Below are 23734 nucleotides of genomic sequence, written 5' to 3'. Positions count from 1 at the left end.
AGAGGTGACGAGGCCTAGATAGCGGCCCTCGGCCAGATCGATCGGCGCGAAGGCCAGCCCCAGCCAATAGTCGTGCGCCCGGCTCTGGAACAGGTACAGCGCCGGCATCGACAGGGCGAGCAGCACCGCGAGCAGCGGCGCGTTGAACACGCGCTCCGGCCCGGGCGGTGCCGGCTCGGCGGGGCCCCAGGGGGACGATCTGTTCGGGTCCGAGGGCGAACCGGCCTCCTGCCATTGCGGACGCGGCCCCTTCATGGAGGGCGCGATCCAGACTGCGGGTGATGAACGACATCGTCCCATCCCGCAATGCCGACAGACGGTCGCGGGCCGAACCGGACAGGCCCGTGATGACCGCCCGCCGCGCTGCACCCGCCGACCCACGATCTCAAGCGCTTCTTAATAACCATAATCCATCATGGCGAGTGAACCGCGTGCTGCGGCTCGACCTGTACCGCGTGGAATGATCGAATGGCCGACAGACGGAAGACTATAGTCGCGGGGGCCCTGGCCCTGTCCGCCATGGCCGCTCCGGCTCTGGCGCAGACCAGTGCGTCCGGTGGCCTGACCGCGTTCCAGAACGGCTACGGCGGGGCCCGCCAGTCGGTGGCCTCGGCCCAGACCGGCTCCACCCGCGATCCGAACGGCAATCGCCTGATCGTCGACGGCCTGATTCAGGCCGGCGCCTCGTCCTATTCGGCTCGGTCGGGCGGCGTGTCGCAGACCTATTCGGGCTCGGGCGGGACCCAGGCGGGCGCAGCCTCGGGCGGCTCGACCGCCATCGGCAACAATCTGAACGTGGTGGTCCAGGGCAGCCACAACACGGTCATCGTCAATTCAAGTCAGACCAATACGGGCAATGTTACCGCCCGCACGGACCTGACCGGCACCCTGACAGGCTTCTGATGATCCCGACAGCTCATGCCCGTCGCGCCAGGGTCGGCGGCGTCGCCCTGGCCGTCGCCAGCCTGCTCGCCGGCTGCGTCAGCCCGGTCGCGGGACCCGGCGGGATGTACGCCAAGCCGATCGGCAATGCCCCGGTGACGTCGAACCCGACCCCCTATTCCACGGCCCTCTACTGCCTGGCCGACTACGCCCGGCGCTATGACCTGCCCTCCCCCCGCATGGCGGTCGGCCGGATCAGCGATTACACCGGCACGGTGTCGTCCGATGGCGGCCGCCAGGTCACCGGCGGGGCCTCGCTGATGGCCTTCAGCGCCCTGGCCAAGTCCGGGGCGCAGATGGTCGAGCGCTACGACACCTCGATCTCGGAGATGGAGTTGCGCTACGCCAACAACCGTCTGATCGGCGACCAGGGCGGCACGCCCGAGGATCCCAATTATCGCCGCATCCTGGCCGGCCAGGTGCCGGGTTCGGACTTCTATCTTGTCGGCGGGATCACCGAGGTGAACTACAACATCCGCTCGGCCGGTTTCGACGCCGGGGTGGGCGAGACCGACACCGACACGCCCGGATCGGGCATCGTCCAGGGCAAGGTGTTCGTGATGAACATCGCCATCGACCTGCGCCTGGTCCAGACCACCACCCTCGAGGTGGTCGACGTGGTCTCCTATCAGAAGCAGATCATCGGCCGCGAGATCTCAGCCGGCGTGTTCGACTTCCTGAACGGCAACGTCTTCGACATCTCGGCCGGGACCGGCGGGATGGAGCCGGTGCAACTGGCCGTGCGCGCCCTGATCGAGCGGGCGACGGTGGAGTTCATGGCCAACCTCTACGGCGCGCCGGGCCCCGAAGTCTGCCTCGACGCCGCCAACGACCCGCTGAACACAGTGGGCGCAACCGGGGGCTACTACCCCGCCTATGACAATACGGACACGAACAATGGCCAGACCCGCGCCGATCCGGATCGCTGGAACGATCGCCGCGACGGCGCTGTGCGTCGCAGCCGCTACTGAGGCCTTCGCCCAGGACGGGGTCATCGTTCTCAACAATCAGCTGCAGCTGGGCGACGTCATCGCCGGCCAGACGCTGAACGTCGAGGGCGCGACCGGCGAGACCGCCGCGACCACCGCCGCCCAGGGCAACAGCCTGGCCGGGACGGCGCAGGACCGCGACCTGCAGATCACGTCGGGTCAGCGGTCCGATGCCGACGTCGGCTCGAGCGCGACGTTGAATCTCGACGGCACGCTGGAGGGGCCGGTCAACGCCTCGACCCAGGCGCAGGGCAATTATCTGGGAGCCGCCGCCTATGGCGGTGATCTCGACATCGAGACCCGCCAGGACATCGGACCGACCGAGGTCACCGCGGGCGCCACCATCAATGGTCCGAGGGCGCGGATGCTGGGCGGGGCCTCCGTCAGCGTCGATGCCCTCGGCAATACGGTTTCCATGGCGGCCAGCGCGTCCCACGTCTCCGGCACGGTCATCCAGAACTCGGATGCCGGGGTCCGGGCCGAAACCTATGCGGAGACCCAGTACGTGCCCGCGAATGCCGAGTTCATCAGCCAGTCGACGGCCAACAGCATGGCCCTAAATTCGGGCCTGGCCTCCAGTCAGGACCTGACGATCCGACAGCGCACCTCGGGCGATGCCGTGACGGCCGCGACCAGCGCCAATGCCGCCAACGCCTGGGACCTGGCCGGACGGGCGCGGGCCGCCGCCAACCAGACCCTGCTCTACAATCAGGGCGGCTCGGTCGTCGTGACCACCGACCAGTCCAACCTGCCGGAGGTCCGCGCCTCGGCCATCGTCACCAGCTACGACTGGGGGGCGGCAACGGCCGTGGCGGAAGGCGTCGGCAATGCGGTCGTCGTCGGCAACAACGACGTCTATCTGCAGATCGACAACGCACAGGTGAACTCGGGCGGCGTCCAGGCCACGGCCGACTTCGCGGGCACCGATGGCTATGACGCCTATGTCTCCGCCAGCGCGGTGGGCAATACGGTCACCGGCTACGCCTGTTCGACCTGCCAGGGCACGCTGATCGCGACCAACGACCAGACCAACACGGGGCCGGTGACGGCCACGGGCGCGGCGACCGTTCGGGGCACCGGTCGGGCCGTGGCCGCCAGCGCGAACGCGGTGGGCAATGCCGCGACCTTCTACGTGACCCGCCCGGGGTCCTGACTGCGCGTAAACAGGGCTTCACACCCGATCGCGCTTCAGGGATGTTGAGCGCGCGATGACCTAGGGCATCGCCACGCATCCCTGACGCCGCTCACCGCGCGGCTTCGTGTCGCCCGGAGCCTTCATGACCCTTCGTCGCCTTCTGCTCGCCGCGGCCTCCGGGCTGGTCCTGCTCGCCGGTCCCCTGTCCGGAGCCGTGATGGCTCAGACGACGGGGGCTCAGACGGCGGGGGGCCAGACAACGACGGCACAGCCGTCCGACCCCTGGGCCCAGACCACCAGCGACGTGCCCGCCGACCCTGCGGTTCGGTTCGGCGTCCTGCCCAACGGCATGAAATACGCCATCCTGCGCAACGCCACGCCCCCGAACCAGGCCGCCCTGAGACTGAGGTTCGACGCCGGCTCCCTGTCAGAGACCGACGCCCAGAAGGGTCTGGCCCATTTCCTGGAACACATGGCGTTCAACGGGTCGAACAACATCCCGGAGGGGGAGATGACCCGCCGGCTGGAGCGGCTGGGCCTGTCGTTCGGCGGCGACACCAATGCCTTCACCAGCTTCGACCAGACGGCCTATACCCTGAACCTGCCCAACACGACCGACGAGGTGGTCGAGACCAGTCTGTTCGTCCTGCGCGAAACCGCCAGCGAGCTGCTGTTCGACGCGGCGGCGGTGGACTCCGAGCGGGGCGTCATCGTCGGCGAGGAGCGGACGCGTGACGTGCCTGGCCTGCGCGCCATCAAGGCCCAGTTCGCCTTCCTGGCCCCTGGGCAGCGTCTGGCCGACCGCTTCCCGATCGGCGACCTGAACATCATCCGCACCGCGCCGCGAGACGAGTTCGTCGATTTCTACCGCAAATACTATCGGCCCGAGCGCGCGACCATGATCGCGGTGGGCGACTTCGATGTCGCCAAGATGGAGGCCCAGATCGCGACCGCCTTCGGAAGCTGGGTCAATCCCGCCGCCGACGGTCCCGAGCCGGTGCTGGGCGACGTCCAGCCGCGCCAGACGGAGACCCGGATCTTTCAGGAAGCCGGTGTCCAGTCATCCACGGCGATCTTCTGGACCAAGCCCTTCACCGACGAGCCCGACACGGTGGCCAACCGTCGCGAAGACCTGGTTCGCAGTCTCGGCATGGCGGTTCTGAACCGCCGGTTCAGCGAACTGGCCCGCGCCGAGAATCCGCCCTTCCTGGCCGCCGGGGGCGACTATGAGGAGATCATCGGCTCGCTCGAGGCGGGCACGCTGAACGTCAACTACAATCCTGGCGAATGGAAGCGGGCCCTGGAGACCGTCGAGCAGGAACTGCGCCGGATGGTCCAGTACGGCGCGACCCAGGCCGAGCTCGACCGCGAGATCACTGAGATCCGGACCCGTCTGACGGCGGCCGTGGCCTCCGCCGCGACGCGCCAGACACCGACCCTGGCGGGGGCCCTGTTGAGCGCGGCGAACGAGAACGAGGTGTTCAGCACCCCGGCGACGCAGCTCGAGATCTTCGAGGCGACTGTCGCGGACCTGAGACCGGAGGCCGTCAATACCGCCTTCCGCGACGCCTTCACCGGCAACGGCCCCCTGGCCTTCGTCACCACCCCCGTCGCGATCGAGGGCGGAGAGGCCGCCATCACCGCCGCCCTGGAGGCGTCGCGCCAGGTCCCCGTCGCGGCTCCGGTCGCGGTCGCGGCCATGGCGTGGCCCTATACGCGCTTCGGCACGCCGACCGAACCGGACAGCCGGACCGAGATCGCCGACCTGGGCACCACCCTGATCACCTTCGCCAACGGCGTGAAGCTGACGGTCAAGCCGACGACCTTCACCGACGAACAGATCCTGGTGAACGTCCGCGTCGGCAACGGCTTACTCGATCTGCCGAAGGACGGCTCCATTCCCGCCATCGCCGCTCCGGTCGTGATCCAGGGGGGGCTGGGCCAGCTGACCCAGTCGCAACTCGAGCAGGTCCTGGCGAGTGACGTCGTCGCGACCAGCTTCAGCATATCCCCGGATGCCTACACCTATGGCGGCGCGACCCGGCCCGAGGATTTCGAGCTGCAGATGCAGCTGCTGGCGGCCTTCTTCACCGACAGCGCCTGGCGGCCCGAGCCCTTCGCCCGTTTCAAATCACTCGTTCCAGCCCAGTTCGACCAGATTCGCGCGACGCCGGGCGGGGCTCTGGCCCTGGACGGCGAAGCCCTGCTGTCGAGCGGCGATCGGCGCTTCGGCCTGCCGCCCCAGGAGGCGATCGCGGCGGCGGAGCTGTCGAGCCTGCGCGCAGCGGTCGAGGCCGGGGTGGCCCAGGGGCCGATCGAGATCACGGTCGTCGGCGATGTGACGGTCGAGGCGGCGATCGCAGCCGTGGGCCAGACCTTCGGCGCCCTGCCCGCCCGCCCGGCGGCGACCGCCCCGAGCGCCGACTCCCTGGTGCGGCGCTTCCCAGCCCCGACACCGGAGCCGGTCCGGATCGTCCATACCGGCCTGCCGACCCAGGCCCTGGCCTATGTGGCCTGGCCGACGGTGGACTCCATCGAAGATCGGACGGAGGGCCGGATCGTCGGGCTGCTGGCCCGGGTGCTGCAGCTTCGGGTGACCGACAAGATCCGCGAGGAACTGGGGATCGCCTATTCGCCGGGGGCCTCGGCCACCTCCTCGAACATTTTCCCCGCGTACGGCTACGCCTTCGTCCAGGCCGAGGTGCCGCCGGAGAACCTCGGCCAGTTGTTCGAGACCGTCGACGAGGTCGCCGCCGCGCTGCGCGACACCCCGATCGAGGCCGACGAGTTGACCCGGGCCCGGCTGTCGGCGGTCGAGGGACTGCGCCGGAGCCAGGCGCAGAATGGTTGGTGGCTGGCCAATCTGTCGGCCGTCCAGGCCAGGCCGGGCGACATCGACGCCATCCGCACGGCGATCAGCGATCTGGAGGCGGTCACCCCGGCCGACATCCAGCGTGTCGCCCAGGCGTATCTGAAGCCCGGCACCGCGTGGCGAGCGGAGGTCACGGCAGCCGGTGCCGAGGCGTCGGAGTAGGCAAAAAGCGGCCCTGGGGCGGAGGGCTCCCAGGGCCTGAGTCGTCTTCAGGATCGTCGGCGATGAACCCGACGATCGATTCCTAGCCGACCGTCCATGCGGATCGGCTGAACGCGCCGTTGTCGGGCGTTCAGAACACCCGGCCGCCGACGCCGCCGTCCAGCATCATCGAGGCCCCGGTGATCGAGACACCCTGGGCCTGGACGATCTCTTCGCGGTATTCGGTGTAGATCTCTTCCTTGACCCAGACGAGCACCTTGATGCCGGCTCCGTAGCGGCGCAGCAGCGAGCGTTCGTTGCAGTCGCGCTGGGCGATCTGGGTCTTGCAGCGCAGGTCGCCGGACCGGTCGCGCCACAGGGCTTCACCCTTGCGGCAGGCGAAGGTTTGTCCTCCCTCGAAGCTGACCTGACCCGTCCACTCCGACCAGGTGACCTGGAGCCGGGTGCCGGCGATGCAGCGGTAGAGCTCCCCCTCGAAGTCGTCGTAGACGTCGCGGCCGCCCGAGACCTGGGAAGCGGGGTGCGGGACGTCCCGGTCGTCGATGCAGAAGGCCTGGATGACGACGCGTTTTTCCCAGCGGCGGCGGGCTTCGTACGGCACGCGGATGACCTGGGCGGCGGCTCCGGCCTCGACGTTCAGGCCCTGGATGACGGTCGGATAGGGCTGTTCGACGCTGAAATAGGCCCCGCCGCCGCCACCGCCGCGGACGCTGCCGTAGCTGTTGACGCGGGCATTGATCCCGGCGCGGGCGGCGGCGCTCGCATTGGCGTTGGCGTTCGCATTGACGTTGACGTTGACGTTGATGTCTCCACCGCCGGGCGGGTATTCGGGCGGATAGCCGGGGGTGCAGCATTCCGGCGGGGGCGGCGGGGGCGGCGGCGGCGGGGGCGGCTGACAGGCGTTGCACGGCGGTTCGGGCGGAGGGGTGCAGCCGGAGCTGCACTGGGCCGAGGCCGGGCCCGTCATGCCGAACAGGGCCACCGCGGCACCGAAGGCGCCGGCCACGACCGGCAGCCAGATCTTGAACGCCACCCGCATGGGCCAGCTCCTGAAGAAATCGTCGTCGGCCCTGACAAGACGCAGGCCGATCCAATCGCCCATCTGCGGGCAAAACCCTTGCGTTTCCGTTGCCAAGCGTCTGGCCCGGTCGTTGCGGCGTCGCGACCGAAGGTGAGGACCATGTTCCATTCCGGCACACAGACCCTGATCGACCACTGGGCCACCCTGCCCGATGCCGGGTCGATCCCGGCGCGCGCCGACCTGGCGCCGCTGCGGCTGGGCCGGCTGGTGCCGCAGTTGTTCGCGGCCGAGCGGACCGCCGAGGCCGTGACCTTCCGCCTGGCGGGGGGCTGGATCGAGACCCTGCACGACCGCCCCCTGCGCGGTGTCGACGCCTTGACGCTCTGGACGCCCGAGAGCCGGCCCATGGTGGCGGCGGCGGCGGCGCAGGCCTTTCGCGAGGCGCGGCCGGTGGTGATGGTGGCCGAGGCCGCGCGGCTGCGGGGCGTGCTGGAGATCGTCATCGCCCCCCTGCGCGGTCCCGACGGCGCGGCCGACCGGCTGGTGGGCCTGTATCAGCCCACGGTCGATCAGGAACGACGCCGCGAGGCCGTCGGCCCCTTGACCGCGCGGCTGTCGATCGGCGTCGGCCTCGGCGGGCGACCGCCGCTGACGCTGGCCGCGGTCGACGGGCGGCGGATCGCCTAGACCTCGGCCAGAGTCGCGGAATACCGCTTCCAGTTCTGGACATAGTGCTGGGCCGAGGCGGTCAGGGCGGCGATCTGGGCCTCGTCCAACTGCCGGACGACCTTGCCCGGCTGGCCCATGACCAGAGAGCCGTCGGGGATGACCTTGCCCTCGGTGATCAGGGCATTCGCGCCGATCAGGCAGTTCTTCCCGATCACCGCCCGGCCCAGGACCACCGCGCCGATGCCGATCAGGGTGTTGTCGCCGATGGTGCAGCCGTGCAGCATGGCCAGGTGGCCGACGGTGACGTTGGCCCCGATGGTCAGGGGTTCGCCCGGATCGGAATGCAGCACGCAGCCGTCCTGGACGTTGGTGTTCGCGCCGAGCGTGATGGGGTCGTTGTCGCCGCGCACCGTGCAGCCGAACCAGACGCTGGCGCCCGACTGCAGGGTCACGTCGCCGATGACCACGGCATTGTCCGCGATCCAGTATTCGCCCTCGGGCGGCAGCTGCGGTTTCTTGTCCGCCAGCGAATAGATCGTCATGAAATCCTCATCTGAACTCAATGAAATACAGGCTTTAAGCCTTTGGAAACCGCGTTAGCATCATCCTGTTGATGCGATTCGAGGCCCCCATTTCGGCCCCGGATCCGAAGCCGGATCAACCCCGGTCCGGTCAGAGCCTCGGAGAGCGTGCGTGACGCGTTCGGGTATGCGGCGGGCCCTCCCGCTGGATGTGGGATACATCTCCGACCCCGGACGACGCTTCGCTGCTTCTCCCCTTCTCCCCACCCTCGATCGAGGCGATGCCATTTCCGGCGTCGCCTTTTTTATTGACCGGAGCCTGCCATGACCAAGCGCGCCGCCATCAAGCGTCAATCCCGTGAAGGGGGAGCCTTCGACGGCCCCGACTATGGCCAGGAGGCCAAGGTCCGCCGCTTGCCGACTCCCCAAAGCCGGGGCGCCTGGTCGCCGCATCCGTCCAACGACGACCGCGAGCAGGGCTATCTGAAAACGCTGAAGCCCAAGTCCGAGGGTCAGGCCGAGCTGCTGGCGGCCATCGACGCCCACAACCTGACTTTGGCTCTGGGGCCGGCAGGCACGGGCAAGACCTATCTGGCCGTGGCCAAGGCGGTCGAGGCGCTGGAGGCCGGCAAGGTCGGCCGCATCGTTCTGAGCCGCCCGGCGGTCGAGGCCGGGGAGTCGATCGGCTTCCTGCCCGGGGCCATGGAGGACAAGCTGGCCCCCTATCTGCGGCCCCTGTACGACGCCCTGTCGGACCGGCTGTCGATGAAGCGGGTCGGGGCCCTGATGGCCGAGGGCCTGATCGAGATCGCGCCGGTCGGCTACATGCGCGGCCGCACGCTGAACAACGCCTTCATCGTCATCGACGAGGCCCAGAACTGCACCTACGTGCAGCTGAAGATGCTGCTGACGCGGCTGGGCTGGCATTCCAACATGGTGGTGACGGGCGATCCGGGACAGACGGACCTGCTGCCGTCCCTGTCGGGGCTGGCCGACATCGCCACGCGGCTGGAGGCGGTGCCGGAGATCGCCGTGGTCCGCCTGGCCGAGGGCGACATCGTCAGGCATCCGCTGGTCGCGAGCATGATCGGGGTGCTGTGAACCCCTGCGTCGAATAAACATCTCCCTCCCCTTCATGGGGAGGGAGCGTGAGGCGTCAGCCGAGCGCGGGTGGGGCTGTATGGAGCGCGCGATGGCTTCGCACGGCCCCACCCCGACCGCCGCGCGGTCGTCCCTCCCCATAAAGGGGAGGGAGAGGCACCGAAATTACGCCGCGTCGACCAGCACGATCTCGGCGTCGTTGACGGCGGTCACGGTGATGGTGGCCTCGTCGGTGATGGCGGCGCCGTCGCGAGCGTTCAGGTGGACGCCATTGATCTCGACCTCGCCCTTGGCCGGCACCAGATAGCCGCGGCGGGTTGCGCCCAGCGGATAGGTGGCGCTTTCGCCGGCCTTCAGGGTGGCGGCGACGATGCGGGCGTCGGTGCGGATCGGCAGGGCGTCGCCGTCATCGTCGAAGCCCGAGGCCAGGACCACGAACTGGCCGGCGCGATCGCCCTTCGGAAAGGGCTTGGCGCCCCAGGCCGGGGCCTCGCCGCGCTTGGTTGGCTCTATCCAGATCTGGAAGATCCGGGTCAGGGTCGGCTCGGCATTGTATTCGGCGTGGCGGATGCCGGTGCCGGCGCTCATCACCTGGACGTCGCCGGCCTCGGTGCGGCCCTTGTTGCCCAGGCTGTCCTCATGGGTGATCGCGCCTTCGCGGACATAGGTGATGATCTCCATGTCCGAATGGGGATGGGGCGGAAAGCCCGAGCCGGCGGCGATCTCGTCGTCGTTCCAGACCCGCAGATTGCCCCAGCTCATGCGCTTGGGATCGTAGTAGTTGGCGAAGGAGAAATGGTGTTTGGCGTTCAGCCAGCCGTGGTTGGCGCCACCCAGGCTCTCGAACGGTCTGCGCTCGATCATCGTCGTGTCTCCCGGCGGCAGGACGTCCCGCCGCGCTGTTGCGTAGACGGTAACATAGGATGGGCGGAGGGATCTGCAACAGTTGTGGTGTTGATTGTGACATTCCTCGCCTTTAGGGGGGCTTGAGCGCCCGAGAGCGTAGCGATCGGTCTCGCGCGAAAGGGTGAGGGGTCGACAGGCGCCAGCCGGCCGCCGGTGTCACCCCTCACCCGACCGCGCCAGGACGACGTCTACGCCGCCGTGCGCGATCTCCCGCTCCCTCAAGGGGAGAAGGATCAGGTCTCCGCCTTCGCCCTCTGTCTGAACGCATGCAGCAGAGGTTCGGTATAGCCGTTGGGTTGGGCCACCCCCTCGAACACCAGGGCCCGCGCCGCCTGATAGGCCAGCGAGCCTTCGGGATCCGCCGCAATCGGGCGATACAGCGGATCGCCCGCGTTCTGCCCGTCCACCTTGGCCGCCATGCGCCGGAAGGCGGCGTCGACCTGTTCCGCCGTACAGACCCCGTGCAGCAGCCAGTTGGCGATGTGCTGCGAGCTGATCCGCAGCGTCGCCCGATCCTCCATCAGGCCGATGTCGTGGATGTCCGGCACCTTGGAACAGCCCACCCCCTGGTCGATCCAGCGCACGACATAGCCCAGGATGCCCTGGGCATTGTTGTCCAGCTCGTCGGCCACCTCCTGCTCGGACCAGTTGACCCCGTGCGCCAGCGGCGGGGTCAGCAGGTCCTCCAGCCCCGGCGTCGGCCGGGCGGCGACCTCGGTCTGGACCGCGAAGACATCGACGGCGTGATAGTGCAGCGCGTGCAGGGTCGCGGCCGTCGGTGACGGGGTCCAGGCGGTGTTCGCCCCGGTCCGGGGGTGGCCGATCTTCTGCTCCAGCATGTCGGCCATCCGGTCGGGGGCCGCCCACATGCCCTTGCCGATCTGGGCCCGCCCGGACAGGCCGCACGCCAGGCCGATGGCGACGTTGCGCGCCTCGTACGCCGCGATCCATTTCGAGCCCTTGATGTCGGCCTTGCGCACCATCGGCCCGGCCTGCATGGCGGTGTGGATCTCGTCGCCGGTGCGGTCCAGGAAGCCGGTGTTGATGAAGACGATCCGGTCCTTCACCGCTTCGATGCAGGCCGCCAGATTGGCGCTGGTGCGCCGCTCCTCGTCCATCACCCCGACCTTGATCGTGTGCCGCGCCAGCCCCAGCAGGTCCTCGACCGCGTCGAACAGCCGGTCGGTGAAGCCCGCCTCCTGCGGACCGTGCATCTTCGGCTTGACGATATAGACCGACCCGGCCGCCGAGTTGGTGAACCCACCCAGCCCCTTCAGGTCGTACAGCGCGATCAGCGAGGTCACGATGGCGTCCAGAATGCCTTCCGGGGCCTCGGTCCCGTCCGGCAGACGGATGGCCGGATTGGTCATCAGATGGCCGACGTTGCGCACGAACAGCAGCGACCGCCCCTTCAGGGTCACCGCCCCGCCCCCCGGGGCCGTGAAGGACCGGTCCGGCTCCAGCGTCCGGTTCAGCGTCTGGCCGCCCTTGCTGAACCGGGCCGACAGGTCGCCCTTCATCAGCCCCAGACAGTTGCGATAGGCCGCGACCTTGTCCTCGGCGTCCACGGCCGCGACCGAGTCCTCCAGATCGCAGATGGTCGACAGGGCGCTCTCCAGCACCACGTCCGACAGGCCCGCCGCATCCGCGGCCCCGATGGCGCTGGACCGGTCGATGACCAGTTCGATGTGCAGGCCGTGGTTGGCCAGCAGGATGGCGGACGGGGCCCCCGGCTCGCCCAGATAGCCGACGAATTGGGCCGGGTCCTTCAGCGCCGGGCTCAGCGCCCCGTCCACCACCGACCAGCCGGTGACCTCGGCGTGCGACCCCGCCGCCAGCGGCACCGCCTCGTCGAGGAAGGCCTTGGCGCGGGCCACCACGCGCGCGCCCCGGGCGGTGTCATAGCCCCCCGCCGGCGGCAGGTCGCCCAGGGCATCGGTGCCGTAAAGCGCGTCATACAGACTGCCCCACCGCGCATTGGCGGCGTTCAGCAGGAAGCGCGCATTCAGGATCGGCACCACCAGCTGCGGCCCGGCCAGCCTGGCCAGCTCGTCGTCGACGTTCTGCGTGGTGACCTGGAACGGCGCGGGCTCCTCGACCAGATAGCCGATCTCGCGCAGGAAACCTTCCGTCGCCGCCGGGTCGTGCGGCTGTCCCTTGCGGGCGACGTGCCAGGCATCGATCTGCGCCTGGAGGTCATCGCGTCGGGCCAGCAGGACCCGATTCTCCGGCGCGAACCGCGCGAAGATCTGGGCGACGCCCGACCAGAAGCCGTCCGCCCCGATTCCGAGGCCGGGCAGCACCTCATCCTCCAGGAAGGCCGACAGCTGCGGATCGACGGACAGGCCGGCGCGGTCGTGATGAGGCATGCGAGGTCTCCGGTGCGAACCGATCGGGAGGGCGGTTCGTAACAATGCGTGATCGCACTAGAGCGGCGCGTGCGGAAGCCTGCAAGGGTGGATCGCGATGACACCGGTGACAGCGATGGCGGACCGGGCCTAGTCTTGGGTATGACGGCCATGAGCGAGACCCGATGCCCCATCTGAACCGCCGCACCCTGATCGCCGCCGGCCTGATCCTGCCGACCCTGGCGCGACCCGCCTGGGCCCAGGGGGACCACCCCGTCGTCGCCACGACGAGCGGCCCGGTGCGCGGCCAGATCGAGGGCGATGTGCGCGTGTTCAAGGGGCTGCGCTACGGCGCCGACACCGGTCCGCGGCGCTTCCAGCCACCCGTCGCCCCGACCCGCTGGACCGCGCCCGCAGAGGCCTTCGCCTATGGCCCGGCCAGCCCCCAGACCGGGTCCGAGCCGAACCAGAGCGAGGACTGCCTGTTCCTCAACATCTGGTCGCCGGGCCTCGATGACGCGCGCCGGCCGGTCATGGTCTATATCCACGGCGGGGCCTATTCGAGCGGCTCGGGCTCCGATCCGCTGTACGACGGGACCCGGCTGGCGCGGCGCAACGACGTGGTGGTGGTCACGCTGAACCACCGGCTCGGGCCGCTGGGCTATGCCTATCTGGCGCGGCTCGCCGGCGCGCCCTTCCAGGACAGCGGCAATGCCGGACAGTTGGACCTGATCCTGGCCCTGCGGTGGGTGCGCGACAATATCGCCGGCTTCGGCGGCGACCCCGGCCGCGTCATGGTCTTTGGCCAGTCGGGCGGCGGGGCCAAGATCGCGACGATGATGGCGACGCCGGTGGCCGCCGGCCTGTTCCACCGCGTGGCGACCATGAGCGGGCAACAGGTCACCGCCTCCGGCCCCTGGAACGCCACCCGGCGCGCCACGACCTGGCTGGAAGCCCTGGGCTTGACCCCCGACCGCGCCGCCGAGGCCGCCACCCTGCCGGTCGAGGCCCTGCTGCAGGCGACCCGGGCCACCGATCCGGTGCTGGGCTTCGGCGGGCTGTATTTCGGTCCGGTGCTGGACAGCCGCTCCCTGCCCCGCCACCCCTTCTACCCCGATGCCCCCGCCCAGTCGGCGCAGATCCCGATGATCATCGGCAACACCCACGACGAGACCAAGGCCTTCCTGGGCGGCGATCCGGCCAACTTCGAGCTCACCTGGGACGACTTGCCCGGCAAGATGACCGATCGCGAGTTCCGCATCGACGTCGCGCCCGAGCCGGTCATCGCCGCCTACCGCCGGATGTATCCCGCCTACAGCCCGTCCGACGTCTTCTTTGCCGCCACCACCGCCGCCCGCTCCTGGCGCGGTGCGGTCATCGAGGCGGAGGCCCGCGCGGCCTCGGGTCACCCGGCCTTCGTCTATCAGCTGGACTGGACCTCGCCGATCGACGGCGGCCGGCGCGGCGCCATGCACACCGACGACATCCCCCTGGCGCTGGACAATGTCATAGCCACCGGCAGCCGCGCCCAGGGGTCCGAGGCCCAGCCCATGGCCGACCGGTTGAGCCGCGCCTTCGTCGCCCTGGCCCGCGACGGCGATCCGAACCACCCCGGCCTGCCGACCTGGACGCCCTACGATCTGACGCTCCGCCAGACGATGATCATGGACGAACCGGCCCGGATGGAGGACGATCCGCGCGGCGCCGAACGCCGCCTGTTCGCCGCTGTCCCCTACGTCCAGCCCGGAACCTGATGCCCCGATCCGCCGCGCCGCCTGCCCCGCCGCGAGTCCGGCTGTTCCGCCTGCACCGCGACCTGCTGGCGGGGCTGCTCGTGGCGGTGGTCGTGGCTCTGGCGGTGCCGTCCGACTGGCGCTGGACCGTTCGCCTGGCGGTCGGCTGGGACATGGGCGTGGCCCTGTTCCTGATCCTGACCGGGTTGAAGACGGCCCGCGCCCGTTCGATCGACGCCATCCGCCGCCGCGCCGCCGACCTGGACGAGGCCGGCACCGCCGTCCTGCCGCTCAGCCTCCTGGCCGCCCTGGCCAGCGTGGTGGTCGTGGTGTCCGAAGCGGCCGCAGCCGCCACCGGAGAGACGCCGGCCCTCTCGGCCACCCTGATCCTGGGCACCGAGGCCCTGTCGTGGCTGTTCGTCCACGTCCTGTTCGGCCTGCACTACGCCCACCGCTTCTACGCCCCGGACGAAGGCGGCGCGGACACCGGTGGGCTGACCTTTCCCGGCGAGGCCGAGCCGGACTATTGGGACTTCCTGCACTTCGCCCTGATCATCGGCGTCGCCAGCCAGACCGCGGACGTCCAGATCTCCGGCCGAGGCATCCGCCGCCTTTCCACGGTCCACAGCGTGACCGCCTTCGTGTTCAACACCGTCCTGGTGGCTCTGGCGGTGAACATGGCCGTCAATCTGCTGGGCAACTGAGCCAAAGGCCTCAGGGATTGGACCGCGCGCGTCGCCCGAGCACATAGACGCGCATGAACCCGCTCTGGCCTGTCATCAGGCTGTACTGTTGGTTGGGGGATCCGCTGACGACCAGGGACTGAAGCGCGATGGCACCGGTGTTCGGGCTTGCCGTGCCTTCGTTCAGTGCGGTCAGACGAATGACGGCCAGCGTCCCCTCGCGAGCGCCGGGTGCCGTGAAGCTTGCCCCCGCGTTGGTGAGGTTCAGGCTTACAAAGGGGCCTCCAGGCGTTACGGACAAATCCACCTGATCGCCGTCTTGAAGCGCGAAATCGAAGATCCGGAAGCTCAGCAGGCCGGTGATCACGACATCGGCCAGGCCTGCGGTCGAGTCGCTGACCCGGCCGTCCGTCGTTGTCGTGAACGGATTGCGAGAACCGTCCAGAGAGGCTTGGTCAGGCTGATTGCGGTTGACCAGATCGTTCATCGCCGGGTGCGCGGTCGGCGTCACTGAAACCGCAGAATCAGCATCGCTCGACATCCAGTCCATCACGGCATTGATGTTGCTCTCACCAACGAGATTGACGAGCGAGTTTGCAACGTTGGTCGCCGTCTCGGCAGCGCCGATCGAGCCTCGGGCGACGAACAGTTGGTTCACCAGATTGTTGAAACGAGGGTTCGTGAGCAGGAACTGCGAAATCCTTGGCTGGGCGGCTCTTTCGAGACCCCCGAAGCCAAGCGAGGCCAGATTATAGATCGCGACCGCCCGTTCGCCGGTGAGTTTAGGATCAAGGCCGAAGGCCTGGCCGGTCCGGCCTGCCACCAGTTGGAGCGTTTCCCCGAACACCCCATCGTATTTCGTGAAACGCCCGCCGATGTACGATGCCGTTTGGCTTCCGAAAAGAGATCCGCCTCCCAGCAGCGCGTAACCAACACCGTTGACGATCCGCGTGGCGGCCTGGTCCGTTAGATAGAATACCCCGATCGTGGCGAGCGGGAGCGGATTGACCTTCTGTTCCGCAAACCCGAGCACGGAGATCTCGAGGAAAGCGGAAGCGGCCGCCGCGACGCTCGCGTCTGCGACATTCGCCGCCTTGAGCGCCGGCTCCGTGCCATCGAGCCCAATCGCGCGGGACGGTATCAGCAGATCGCTGCCGCCGGCGGCCTCCAATGCATCCCAAGCCTTCTCCAGATCGGCCTTATGGGGCTCAAGCTGCAGAGCGATCGCGCGCCGGTTCGAGAACCGGGACCCTCCCACGTCGCCATCGGTCGCCGACACGCTGAGATACATCTCGCTGAAATCGAGGTTGGCCACGATCAGGCCGCGCATGGTGAACTTGAGCGGCCTGCCGCTGGCGGATGAGGCGGTCGTCTCCGCCGCTTCCCAAGACAGGATGCAGAAGCCACTTTCGGCCCTCTCGCCGTTGAACCGCACCAAGAGCGCCGCAGGCAAACCCGCCTCGGCCGCCATGGGAAGCATTTCCTCGCGAGTGAACGTCGCGCAGTCCTGCCCGGGTCGCGCAGCCGCGCCCAGGACCGCGCTCGCATTCACCGACCCGCGCGGAAAGGGGCCTGTGATGATCGCCCGACGGTCGGAGGTGGTTGTCGACGTCAGCTCGGGGAGTTCGCGCGCTTCCGCGCCGATGGCACCCCAGGCGCTGTCAACCGTCAAAGCCCCGTCCAGGCGATAGCGGTGCCGAGTGATACCGTCGCCCTGATCTTCGGACCGAACCGTGAAGGCTGCGACCGCAACGGTCTCGCCGCCTTCATAGGCGCGCTGCTCCTCGACCCTGTATGTCCGCCGGGTCTCCGCGGAAACCCCGTGGCCGTATGCCGAGGTGACGGCGAAGGCAGCGAAAGCCAGCAAGAACCGTTGTAGACGCTTCACGGGTGCACCTCCCTCACCAGGATTTCGACACGTTGAGACGACCGACCCAGCCGTCGGCGGACAGAGGCGTCAGCAAGGCGCTGCCCCGGTCTTCCCACCATTGTCGCTGAACCGCGGCGTCGAGCGTCATTCCCTCGGCCAGACTTTGCCGCACGCCCAGGCCGAGGCGGGTCAGTTCCCGTGCGGGCAGATACTCGAAGCTGGCGTCGTCGAACGCATTGTCTGAGACTTCCACCCAATCGGCGGTCAGATAGCCCACCAGTCCGTCGGTCATTGGCCGACTGAAGCGCGAGGTGACGGACGTGACATCGCCGGAACTGCGGTTCGTCTCTGTCTCGAACGTTCCCGTCAGGTCGTCCCTTCGATCGTCCCGCCCACGCGTACTCCACGACGCGTAAAGGTCCGTCCGGAGAGACCACGGAAGATAGAATCCGCCCGCCAGCGAGGCTTCCACGGAGGGGGCACGCTTGAAGAGGTCCACGTCATTGCGGGTTGCGGCGTTCTGAACCGATCCCTGCAACCCCACCGACGCAAAGGCACCATGTCGCGCCCATGAAGCTCGCGCGAAGATCGCGACCGTATCGCCGGGATCGATCTCGACGTCAGGCGCATCGCCATCGGGCTCATAGGAGCCGGTCTGAGTGGCCTTCACTCCCAACCCGAGGGTCCACGCGTCAGCGGCTCGATAGGCGAGAAAAGCGCCGGCAGAGACGTTCGTGCCTTCGCCATATCGATCGAAGCGAGCGAGAAGCGGATCGAAGACCAGATTTTTCTCCGTTCCCGCAAGCTGATCGGTTCCCGTCGGAAGGGAGACATCAGCATCCAGGCTGACCTTGAGGCGCGACGCTGGACCCAGACCTCTTGTCCAGTTCGCCGATAGGACCGTGTCGAGCGGCGTTTCGAGCGAGCCGCGGAGCGATTCAACGCTGCTCCTGGCCTCGGCTTTCACCCAGCCCGTTGAAAGGCCGAACGTGAAATCGCCGTAGCCGGCCGCGGCCTTCAACAGCGCCACCGTCTGCTCGCCGGCGTCGCCGAGATCGTCTTTCCAGCTGAAGGTCTCGACACTCACGTCGCCCGTGACACGTCCGACGTCTTGAGCGCAGACGCCCGTGCCCGAAACCAGCAGAAGCCCGGACGCCAAGATGACACGATAGCGCGACATGCGGCCCTTCCCCCAAAGGTTGCAAGATCAATAATGATCAACCTCTGAATGTTGTCAACCGCCGTTCCGCGAAATTCGGCGATGTCAGCCGGCCTTGACTTTGCCGTAACAACGGCCCATCTGCCGCACCGTCGCACTCTAGCGATCCCCGGTGCGCTCCAGCGCGTGTGGGTCTTCCTCCCCAGCGAAGACCTGACTGTAGCAGCGGCCGGCCCTCAAGTTCACTACGCTGCCCGGACACGCGGGGCGGCGCCCGATCAAGCCCGCGACCGCCACTCTGGCGATCCGTCGGGATTGGCGGCGCGCGGTCCTTTGGCGTCATGCCCGGCCGATGCGTGTCGCCGCTTACGCGAAAGACACCGCTCCATGAGCACCATCACCTTCGAATCCTTCGGCCTCAACAAGGCCCTGCTGCAGGCCCTGACCACCGAGGGCTACACCATCCCGACGCCGATCCAGGCCCAGGCCATTCCCGACGTCATGCTGGGCCGCGACCTGCTGGGCATCGCCCAGACCGGCACCGGCAAGACCGCCGCCTTCGCCCTGCCGATCCTGCATCGCCTGGCCGAGAACCGCGTCGCCCCCCTGCCGCGCACCACCCGCTGCCTGATCCTGTCGCCGACGCGCGAACTGGCCAGCCAGATCGCCGAGAGCTTCAAGGCCTATGGCAAACACCTCGGCTTCAAGGTCGCGGTCGTCTTCGGCGGCGTGAAATACGGCCCGCAGGAACGCGCCATCCAGGGCGGTCTCGACGTCCTGGTCGCCACCCCCGGCCGCCTGCTGGACCATATGCAGCAGAAGACCCTGGACCTGTCCTCGACCGAGATCTTCGTCCTCGACGAGGCCGACCAGATGCTGGACCTGGGCTTCGTCAAGCCGATCCGCCAGATCGTCAGCCGCATCCCGGCCAAGCGCCAGAACCTGTTCTTCTCGGCCACCATGCCGACCGAAATCGGGAAACTGGCCGGCGAGCTGCTGAAGGACCCGGTCAAGGTCCAGGTCACGCCGCAGTCGACCACGGTCGAGCGCATCAACCAGTCGGTCATCCACGTCGAACAGGGCCGCAAGCGCGCCCTGCTGACCGAGATGTTCGCCGACGACAACTTCACCCGCTGCCTGGTCTTCACCAAGACCAAGCACGGCGCCGACAAGGTCGCGGCCTATCTGGAAGCCGGCGGCGTCCAGGCCGGTGCGATCCACGGCAACAAGTCCCAGCCCCAGCGTGAGCGCACCCTGGCCGCCTTCAAGGCCGGCAAGCTGCGCGTCCTGGTCGCCACCGACATCGCCGCGCGCGGCATCGACGTCGACGGCGTCTCGCACGTGGTCAACTTCGAACTGCCGTTCGTGCCGGAAGCCTATGTCCACCGCATCGGCCGGACCGCCCGCGCCGGGGCCGACGGCTCGGCCATCAGCTTCGTCGCCGGTGACGAGATGAAGCTGCTGAAGGACATCGAGAAGACCACCCGCCAGAAGATCCCGGCCACCGACCGCCGCAACGACAAGTCGCTGGGCCTGCTGGACCAGTCGATCATGGCCGCCGGCGTCGGCACCAAGGCGACCATGCCCGACCGCGAGGAGCGTCCGCGCGGCGAAGGCCGTGGGGCGCGCAATCCGCGCCGCGACGGCGTCAAGCCGGCCCACGGCGGCCAGCCCCATCGCCAGCGCAAGCCGGCTCCGGGCGGCAATCGTGAAGGCGGCCGTGATGGTGGTCGTGACGGCGGCGGTCGCGACCAGAACCGGGGCCACAACGGCGACCGTTCGATCGTCAGCGTGACTCCGTTCGATCCCCTCGCCGCCGACCGCGCCCGCTCGGCCGCCAACGCCAACCGTCCGGTGGCCGCGGCCAAGCCCGACGGCGAGATCGCCCGCCGCCCCCGCGGCCGTCGCCCGTCCAACGGCGGCAAGGGCTACGTCGCCAAGGCCTGATCACGACGACAACGACCCGTCCGGTGCGAACCGGGCGGGTCAGTCGTAGATGCCCCCGCGTGGGCCGACGTCGATGACGATGACGATCAAAAGGTTACCTTCAAGCCGATAGATCACGCGGTAACTGCCGACGCGGAGCCTGAATTGGTCGCTGCCCGAGAGCGCCTTCACGTTCGGCATGGCGAACGGGTCTAGAACCAGGCGATCGATGGCATCGGAGATCCGACGACGCATCTGGGGATGCATGGCCGCCAGGGCGCGGTCGGCCTTGCGCTCGAATTCCACCGTCCACATCGGGATCACTCCTCGTTCAGGCGGTGAGTAGATTGGCAGAGGGCGAGCGCTTCAACGCCCGGTCGTTCGCTACTTGACTGGTGCGGGAATGTCGTATTTTTCCCGGATCTGCTCGAGCGTGAGACGCGGCTCGGGATCGGGATTCAGTATGCTGTCCTGGATCCGCGCCAGATCGACCGCATCCTCCCATTGCTCGAACTTCTCGGCGGTCATCAGGATGATCTCGCGACCCTGATAGTCGAGCGTGGCGAAGCCGTCCCCTGCATCCAGTTCCTGGACGGCGGCCTCCAGGATCGGGTCCTTCGCGGCGATGGGGCTGGCGTCGTCCATGGCGGTCTCCTCGCCGCAAACTATCACAGCGGGCCAACAACGAAAAACGGCGGGCCCCGCATGGGACCCGCCGTTCTGTCGTCAGGACGTCAGCTGGATCAGAAGGCCCAGCGCGCGCCCAGGGAGGCGGCGATCCCCTCGCCGTCGGCGCGACCGCGCAGGCTGCTGGTCGTCGCCGCCGCCGTCCCGGCGTAGAGGGTCCGATCGCTGGAGATGTCGGCGTCCTTCAGCGAGATGTAGGTCAGGGCCGCGTCGACCGTGATGGTGTCGGTCGCCTTGATCGAGGTGCCGGCCGAATACAGCCAGCGGTCGCCATCGGGGATACGGGCCGTGCGCTCGGTGTCGCGCGTCGGGGTCGGGTCATAGGCGACGCCGCCGCGGAAGGTGACGCGGTCGTTGGCGACATAGTCGACGCCGAGCGAGCCGCCCGTCACGTCCTTGTAGTCCTGGCGGATCTCGTTGCCCGTGGTGCCGTAGCGCACGCGGATGGCGTCGAACTTGGACCAGCCGGCGCGGTTGACCTGACCGTTCAGGGTCAGGCGCTCGTTGACCGCGTAGCGGACCGAGGCCGAGGCGAACCAGGGCGTGGTGAAGGTGGCCGTCCCGTCGCTGGCGACATTGCCGCCGGCGATCGGACCCAGCAGGCCCGAGATGCCGATCTGGCCGTCCAGCTCGTGCTCGATCTCGGACCGGTAGCTGAGGCCGAAGTCCCAGGCGCCCGTGTGGACCTGGGCGCCGACGTTCCAGCCGTAGTCGATTCCGTCGCCTTCCAGGGTCGAACGGCCGTCCGGCAGCAGGGGCGACAGGTTCGGCAGGCTGGAGCTGAGGAAGGCCTCGACATACTGGACGTCGACACCGGCGCCCACGTCCAGCCAGTCGTTGACCCGATAGGCGGCGGTCAGGCCGACGTTGGCCGAGCGCAGCTCCGAGGTCAGGGCGTCATAGCGGGTGAAGGAACCCGGCTCGTATTTGGTGGTGAAGTTGTAGGGCGCGGCGACGCTGAGGCCCAGCGCGAACCGGTCGCCGACCGGCATGGCGACGGCGAAGTTCGGCACCAGGCCGCTCTCGATCGGGTCACCCTCGTGGCCGGTCCCCAGGGGGCCGGTGACCGGGACGGTCGTCCCGCCCGGATAGGTGATGGTCGAGCCGGCATTGTCCACGCCGGAATCGAGCAGAAGGCCGTGCAGGCCGACATAGACTTCGCGGCCGCTGCGGGCGATCGAGGCCGGGTTCCACCACAGCGACGACACGCCGGTGTCCGCCGTTTCGCCCGAATAGGCCCGACCGGCGCCGCGCACCGACTGTTCCTTGAGGAAGAAGCTCTCGGCCAGCGAGGGGGTGGCGACCGCCATCAGGGCGGCGGCGGAGACGGCGAGGCGCAGACCGCCGACCGGGGTCTTGGAAACAGACATGGAGCATCCTTTCGGACGCTCCCATCACGTGGAGCGTCACTGCATTCGGGGGAGAAAGGGCGGGGGAGGCCCTTGTTCTGCCTGAGTGCGCGACGCGGTCAATTGTTGCAACATCTTCTTCCAAAATGTTGCAGTATTGTGTTTCAGACGCCGTCGTTCGTCGAACCGTGCAAAAATGCTGCGTTGCCTAGACGGTTTGAACCGTTTCGATCCCGTCCGCCGCCAGCCGCTCAGCGAGGGACCCCACGGCCCTCTCCACCGTCGCGGCGTCGCGTCCGCGGATCACCAGATGGGTGCCGATCTCGCCCTGGGATCCCGCTCCGAACGGATAGCTTCCGAACGACAGCTCCGGCTCGGTCCGCGCCGCCTCGGCCAGCGTGGCGGCGATGTCCCCCTCCCCCACCCCGGTGACCCGCAGCGTCTGCGCGTGGACGACGGCCCCTCTTCGCAGACGCGGGGCCACGTCCTCCAGCATCGCCGTCATGATCTTGGGCACGCCGGCCATGACGAAGACATTGCCGATCTGGAACCCCGGCGCGTCGGTGACGGGATTGGCGATCAGCGTCGCCCCGTCCGGGATCCGCCCCATCCGCCGCCGTGCCGCATTGATCTCGCTGCCATAGCGCCGGGCCAGGATTGCCATGGCATCCGCCCGTTCCCCGATCGACACGCCGAAGGCCTTGGCCACGCAGTCGGCCGTGATGTCGTCGTGGGTCGGCCCGATCCCGCCGGTAGTGAAGACATAGTCGTGGGCCGTCCGCAGCGCGTTCAGCGCCTCGACGATCTGGCCCGGCCGGTCGCCCACCGTCCGGGCCTCCATCAGGTCGACGCCCAGGGCACCCAGGAACCGCGCGATGGTGTTCAGATTGGTGTCGGCCGTGCGGCCGGACAGGATCTCATCGCCGATGATCAGGACGGCGGCGGTGGGGGATGCGGTGTCGGTCATGCGCGCCAATCTTCTAGAGCCAAGCCCGGCACCCGGGCAAATTCGCGGATGTTGGAGGTGACCAGAGTCAAACCCCGCCGCTTCGCCTGCCCGGCGATCAGGGTGTCGAACGGGCCGATGCCCTGGCCGTTGCGTTCCAGCTCGGCCCGGATCTGACCCGCTGCCCAGGCGTCGGCCGTGTCCAGTTCCAGCACCGTCACCCCGCCGTCGAGAAAGTCGTTCAGCCGGTCCAGATGCGTCGGATGCGCCTTGCGGGCCGCGCCATAGGACAGTTCGAACAGGACCACGGCACAGATGACCAGATCGCCCGCCCGCTGCGCCGCCGCCATCCGCTGCACCAGTTCGGGCGAAGGCCGACGGAGAAAGTCGACCACGGTCGTCGCGTCGAGGCTGAACACCTAGTCGTCCCAGGCGGGGGCCGGGGGCATCGGAGGCTGGTTCCGCCCCTCTTCCATGAAGGGAATGTCCCGATATTGATCCAAGGCGGCCAGCCACTCTTCGGTCGAGGCGAACATCGGCTCCAGCACGATCCGGTTTCCTTCCCGCCGAACCCGGACCCGATCGCCCTCGACGCGGAACGCCTTGGGCAGGCGGACCGCCTGGCTTCGGCCGGTCATGAACACCTTGGCAATGGCGGTTTCGCCCACGACACGCTCCTGATATGCACTTTGAGTATATACCGGATCGTCGCGAC

At 68.4% G+C, this 23734-nt stretch carries 22 protein-coding genes (1 of these 22 only partly in view); 9 read left to right on the top strand and 13 right to left on the bottom strand.

What is annotated here, in order from left to right:
- A protein-coding gene (locus BZG35_RS05095) for a rhomboid family intramembrane serine protease (protein WP_077354674.1) crosses the window boundary here: on the bottom strand, positions 1-255 show its start. It extends 495 nt beyond the left edge of the window; only the first 255 of its 750 coding nucleotides appear in the window; it begins with the start codon at positions 253-255; the stop codon falls past the left edge of the window.
- 264 nt (positions 256-519) lie between these two features.
- On the opposite strand from BZG35_RS05095, the gene hfaA reads away from it, so the two are divergent.
- From hfaA to BZG35_RS05075, 4 genes are all read left to right on the top strand, one after another.
- The gene (gene hfaA / locus BZG35_RS05090) at positions 520-903 is read left to right on the top strand and encodes a holdfast anchoring protein HfaA (protein WP_253189271.1); all 384 of its coding nucleotides are present in this window, start codon (positions 520-522) and stop codon (positions 901-903) included.
- Entirely contained in the window at positions 903-1913 is a 1011-nt protein-coding gene (gene hfaB / locus BZG35_RS05085; protein WP_077354672.1) for a holdfast anchoring protein HfaB, read from the top strand. The genes hfaA and hfaB overlap by 1 nt, the downstream gene beginning before the upstream one ends.
- The gene (gene hfaD / locus BZG35_RS17855) at positions 1840-3084 is read left to right on the top strand and encodes a holdfast anchor protein HfaD (protein ID WP_077354671.1); all 1245 of its coding nucleotides are present in this window, start codon (positions 1840-1842) and stop codon (positions 3082-3084) included. Before hfaB ends, hfaD begins: the two co-directional genes overlap by 74 nt.
- Positions 3085-3208: 124 nt before the next feature.
- Complete coding sequence (locus tag BZG35_RS05075; protein ID WP_077354670.1) at positions 3209-6100, top strand: pitrilysin family protein; 2892 nt, start codon at positions 3209-3211, stop codon at positions 6098-6100.
- 130 nt (positions 6101-6230) lie between these two features.
- On the opposite strand, the gene BZG35_RS05070 is transcribed toward BZG35_RS05075, so the two are convergent.
- A complete protein-coding gene (locus tag BZG35_RS05070) occupies positions 6231-7139 on the bottom strand; it encodes a hypothetical protein (protein WP_171981882.1) in 909 nt (302 codons plus the stop codon).
- A 141-nt stretch (positions 7140-7280) separates the two neighbouring features.
- On the opposite strand from BZG35_RS05070, the gene BZG35_RS05065 reads away from it, so the two are divergent.
- Complete coding sequence (locus BZG35_RS05065; protein ID WP_077354669.1) at positions 7281-7808, top strand: PAS domain-containing protein; 528 nt, start codon at positions 7281-7283, stop codon at positions 7806-7808.
- Here BZG35_RS05065 and BZG35_RS05060 read toward each other — a convergent pair.
- On the bottom strand, positions 7805-8332 hold the full coding sequence (locus BZG35_RS05060) for a gamma carbonic anhydrase family protein (RefSeq protein WP_077354668.1): 528 nt from the start codon (positions 8330-8332) through the stop codon (positions 7805-7807). The genes BZG35_RS05065 and BZG35_RS05060 overlap by 4 nt on opposite strands.
- 303 nt (positions 8333-8635) lie before the next feature.
- Between BZG35_RS05060 and BZG35_RS05055 the strand changes: the two genes are divergently transcribed.
- A complete protein-coding gene (locus BZG35_RS05055) occupies positions 8636-9412 on the top strand; it encodes a PhoH family protein (RefSeq protein WP_077354667.1) in 777 nt (258 codons plus the stop codon).
- Between the two features lie 165 nt (positions 9413-9577).
- Here BZG35_RS05055 and BZG35_RS05050 read toward each other — a convergent pair whose 3' ends face one another.
- Positions 9578-10276, bottom strand: a complete 699-nt coding sequence (locus BZG35_RS05050) for a pirin family protein (RefSeq protein WP_077354666.1) — start codon at positions 10274-10276, stop codon at positions 9578-9580.
- A gap of 275 nt (positions 10277-10551) precedes the next feature.
- Positions 10552-12687, bottom strand: coding sequence for a malate synthase G (locus BZG35_RS05045; protein WP_077354665.1), 2136 nt, complete (start codon positions 12685-12687; stop codon positions 10552-10554).
- 164 nt (positions 12688-12851) lie between these two features.
- On the opposite strand from BZG35_RS05045, the gene BZG35_RS05040 reads away from it, so the two are divergent.
- Positions 12852-14420, top strand: coding sequence for a carboxylesterase/lipase family protein (locus tag BZG35_RS05040; RefSeq protein WP_077354664.1), 1569 nt, complete (start codon positions 12852-12854; stop codon positions 14418-14420).
- Positions 14420-15103, top strand: coding sequence for a DUF1345 domain-containing protein (locus BZG35_RS05035; RefSeq protein WP_077354663.1), 684 nt, complete (start codon positions 14420-14422; stop codon positions 15101-15103). The genes BZG35_RS05040 and BZG35_RS05035 overlap by 1 nt, the downstream gene beginning before the upstream one ends.
- Positions 15104-15113: 10 nt before the next feature.
- Here BZG35_RS05035 and BZG35_RS05030 read toward each other — a convergent pair whose 3' ends face one another.
- Together BZG35_RS05030 and BZG35_RS05025 are read right to left on the bottom strand one after the other, a co-directional pair.
- A complete protein-coding gene (locus BZG35_RS05030) occupies positions 15114-16970 on the bottom strand; it encodes a hypothetical protein (RefSeq protein WP_150125936.1) in 1857 nt (618 codons plus the stop codon).
- Between the two features lie 13 nt (positions 16971-16983).
- Positions 16984-18132, bottom strand: coding sequence for a hypothetical protein (locus tag BZG35_RS05025; protein WP_077354661.1), 1149 nt, complete (start codon positions 18130-18132; stop codon positions 16984-16986).
- A 366-nt stretch (positions 18133-18498) separates the two neighbouring features.
- Here BZG35_RS05025 and BZG35_RS05020 point away from each other — a divergent pair, with 366 nt between their 5' ends.
- Positions 18499-20058, top strand: a complete 1560-nt coding sequence (locus BZG35_RS05020; protein ID WP_077354660.1) for a DEAD/DEAH box helicase — start codon at positions 18499-18501, stop codon at positions 20056-20058.
- Positions 20059-20097: 39 nt separating this feature from the next.
- On the opposite strand, the gene BZG35_RS05015 is transcribed toward BZG35_RS05020, so the two are convergent.
- From BZG35_RS05015 to BZG35_RS04990, 6 genes are all read right to left on the bottom strand, one after another.
- Entirely contained in the window at positions 20098-20352 is a 255-nt protein-coding gene (locus tag BZG35_RS05015) for a type II toxin-antitoxin system RelE/ParE family toxin (RefSeq protein ID WP_077354659.1), read from the bottom strand.
- A 69-nt stretch (positions 20353-20421) separates the two neighbouring features.
- Positions 20422-20682 (bottom strand): hypothetical protein, encoded by a 261-nt coding sequence (locus BZG35_RS05010; RefSeq protein ID WP_077354658.1) that lies wholly within the window; start codon positions 20680-20682, stop codon positions 20422-20424.
- A 98-nt stretch (positions 20683-20780) separates the two neighbouring features.
- Positions 20781-22094, bottom strand: coding sequence for an OmpP1/FadL family transporter (locus tag BZG35_RS05005; RefSeq protein WP_077354657.1), 1314 nt, complete (start codon positions 22092-22094; stop codon positions 20781-20783).
- Between the two features lie 187 nt (positions 22095-22281).
- Positions 22282-23040 carry a molybdopterin-binding protein gene (locus BZG35_RS05000; protein WP_077354656.1) on the bottom strand — a complete coding sequence of 253 codons (759 nt, stop codon included), beginning with the start codon at positions 23038-23040 and terminating at the stop codon, positions 22282-22284.
- Positions 23037-23438: a type II toxin-antitoxin system VapC family toxin gene (locus tag BZG35_RS04995; RefSeq protein ID WP_077354655.1), complete on the bottom strand. Its 402-nt coding sequence runs from the start codon at positions 23436-23438 to the stop codon at positions 23037-23039. The genes BZG35_RS05000 and BZG35_RS04995 overlap by 4 nt, the downstream gene beginning before the upstream one ends.
- Positions 23439-23687: an antitoxin gene (locus BZG35_RS04990; RefSeq protein ID WP_253189270.1), complete on the bottom strand. Its 249-nt coding sequence runs from the start codon at positions 23685-23687 to the stop codon at positions 23439-23441. It lies immediately after the preceding gene.
- Positions 23688-23734 lie beyond the last annotated feature (47 nt).

The organism is Brevundimonas sp. LM2 (genome assembly GCF_002002865.1).
Taxonomy (GTDB): Bacteria; Pseudomonadota; Alphaproteobacteria; order Caulobacterales; family Caulobacteraceae; genus Brevundimonas.
This window is presented reverse-complemented; position numbering and strand designations above follow the sequence as displayed.

Coding starts and splice junctions, on each gene's coding strand:
- BZG35_RS05060 (WP_077354668.1), bottom strand. CDS start 8,332: ATGACGATCTATTCGCTGGCGGACAAGAAACCGCAGCTGCCGCCCGAG.
- hfaA (WP_253189271.1), top strand. CDS start 520: ATGGCCGCTCCGGCTCTGGCGCAGACCAGTGCGTCCGGTGGCCTGACC.
- BZG35_RS05015 (WP_077354659.1), bottom strand. CDS start 20,352: ATGTGGACGGTGGAATTCGAGCGCAAGGCCGACCGCGCCCTGGCGGCC.
- hfaD (WP_077354671.1), top strand. CDS start 1,840: ATGGCCAGACCCGCGCCGATCCGGATCGCTGGAACGATCGCCGCGACG.
- BZG35_RS05070 (WP_171981882.1), bottom strand. CDS start 7,139: ATGCGGGTGGCGTTCAAGATCTGGCTGCCGGTCGTGGCCGGCGCCTTC.
- BZG35_RS05010 (WP_077354658.1), bottom strand. CDS start 20,682: ATGGACGACGCCAGCCCCATCGCCGCGAAGGACCCGATCCTGGAGGCC.
- BZG35_RS05035 (WP_077354663.1), top strand. CDS start 14,420: ATGCCCCGATCCGCCGCGCCGCCTGCCCCGCCGCGAGTCCGGCTGTTC.
- BZG35_RS05040 (WP_077354664.1), top strand. CDS start 12,852: ATGCCCCATCTGAACCGCCGCACCCTGATCGCCGCCGGCCTGATCCTG.
- BZG35_RS05045 (WP_077354665.1), bottom strand. CDS start 12,687: ATGCCTCATCACGACCGCGCCGGCCTGTCCGTCGATCCGCAGCTGTCG.
- BZG35_RS05065 (WP_077354669.1), top strand. CDS start 7,281: ATGTTCCATTCCGGCACACAGACCCTGATCGACCACTGGGCCACCCTG.
- hfaB (WP_077354672.1), top strand. CDS start 903: ATGATCCCGACAGCTCATGCCCGTCGCGCCAGGGTCGGCGGCGTCGCC.
- BZG35_RS05000 (WP_077354656.1), bottom strand. CDS start 23,040: ATGACCGACACCGCATCCCCCACCGCCGCCGTCCTGATCATCGGCGAT.
- BZG35_RS05050 (WP_077354666.1), bottom strand. CDS start 10,276: ATGATCGAGCGCAGACCGTTCGAGAGCCTGGGTGGCGCCAACCACGGC.
- BZG35_RS05075 (WP_077354670.1), top strand. CDS start 3,209: ATGACCCTTCGTCGCCTTCTGCTCGCCGCGGCCTCCGGGCTGGTCCTG.
- BZG35_RS05020 (WP_077354660.1), top strand. CDS start 18,499: ATGAGCACCATCACCTTCGAATCCTTCGGCCTCAACAAGGCCCTGCTG.
- BZG35_RS05025 (WP_077354661.1), bottom strand. CDS start 18,132: ATGTCGCGCTATCGTGTCATCTTGGCGTCCGGGCTTCTGCTGGTTTCG.
- BZG35_RS05005 (WP_077354657.1), bottom strand. CDS start 22,094: ATGTCTGTTTCCAAGACCCCGGTCGGCGGTCTGCGCCTCGCCGTCTCC.
- BZG35_RS05055 (WP_077354667.1), top strand. CDS start 8,636: ATGACCAAGCGCGCCGCCATCAAGCGTCAATCCCGTGAAGGGGGAGCC.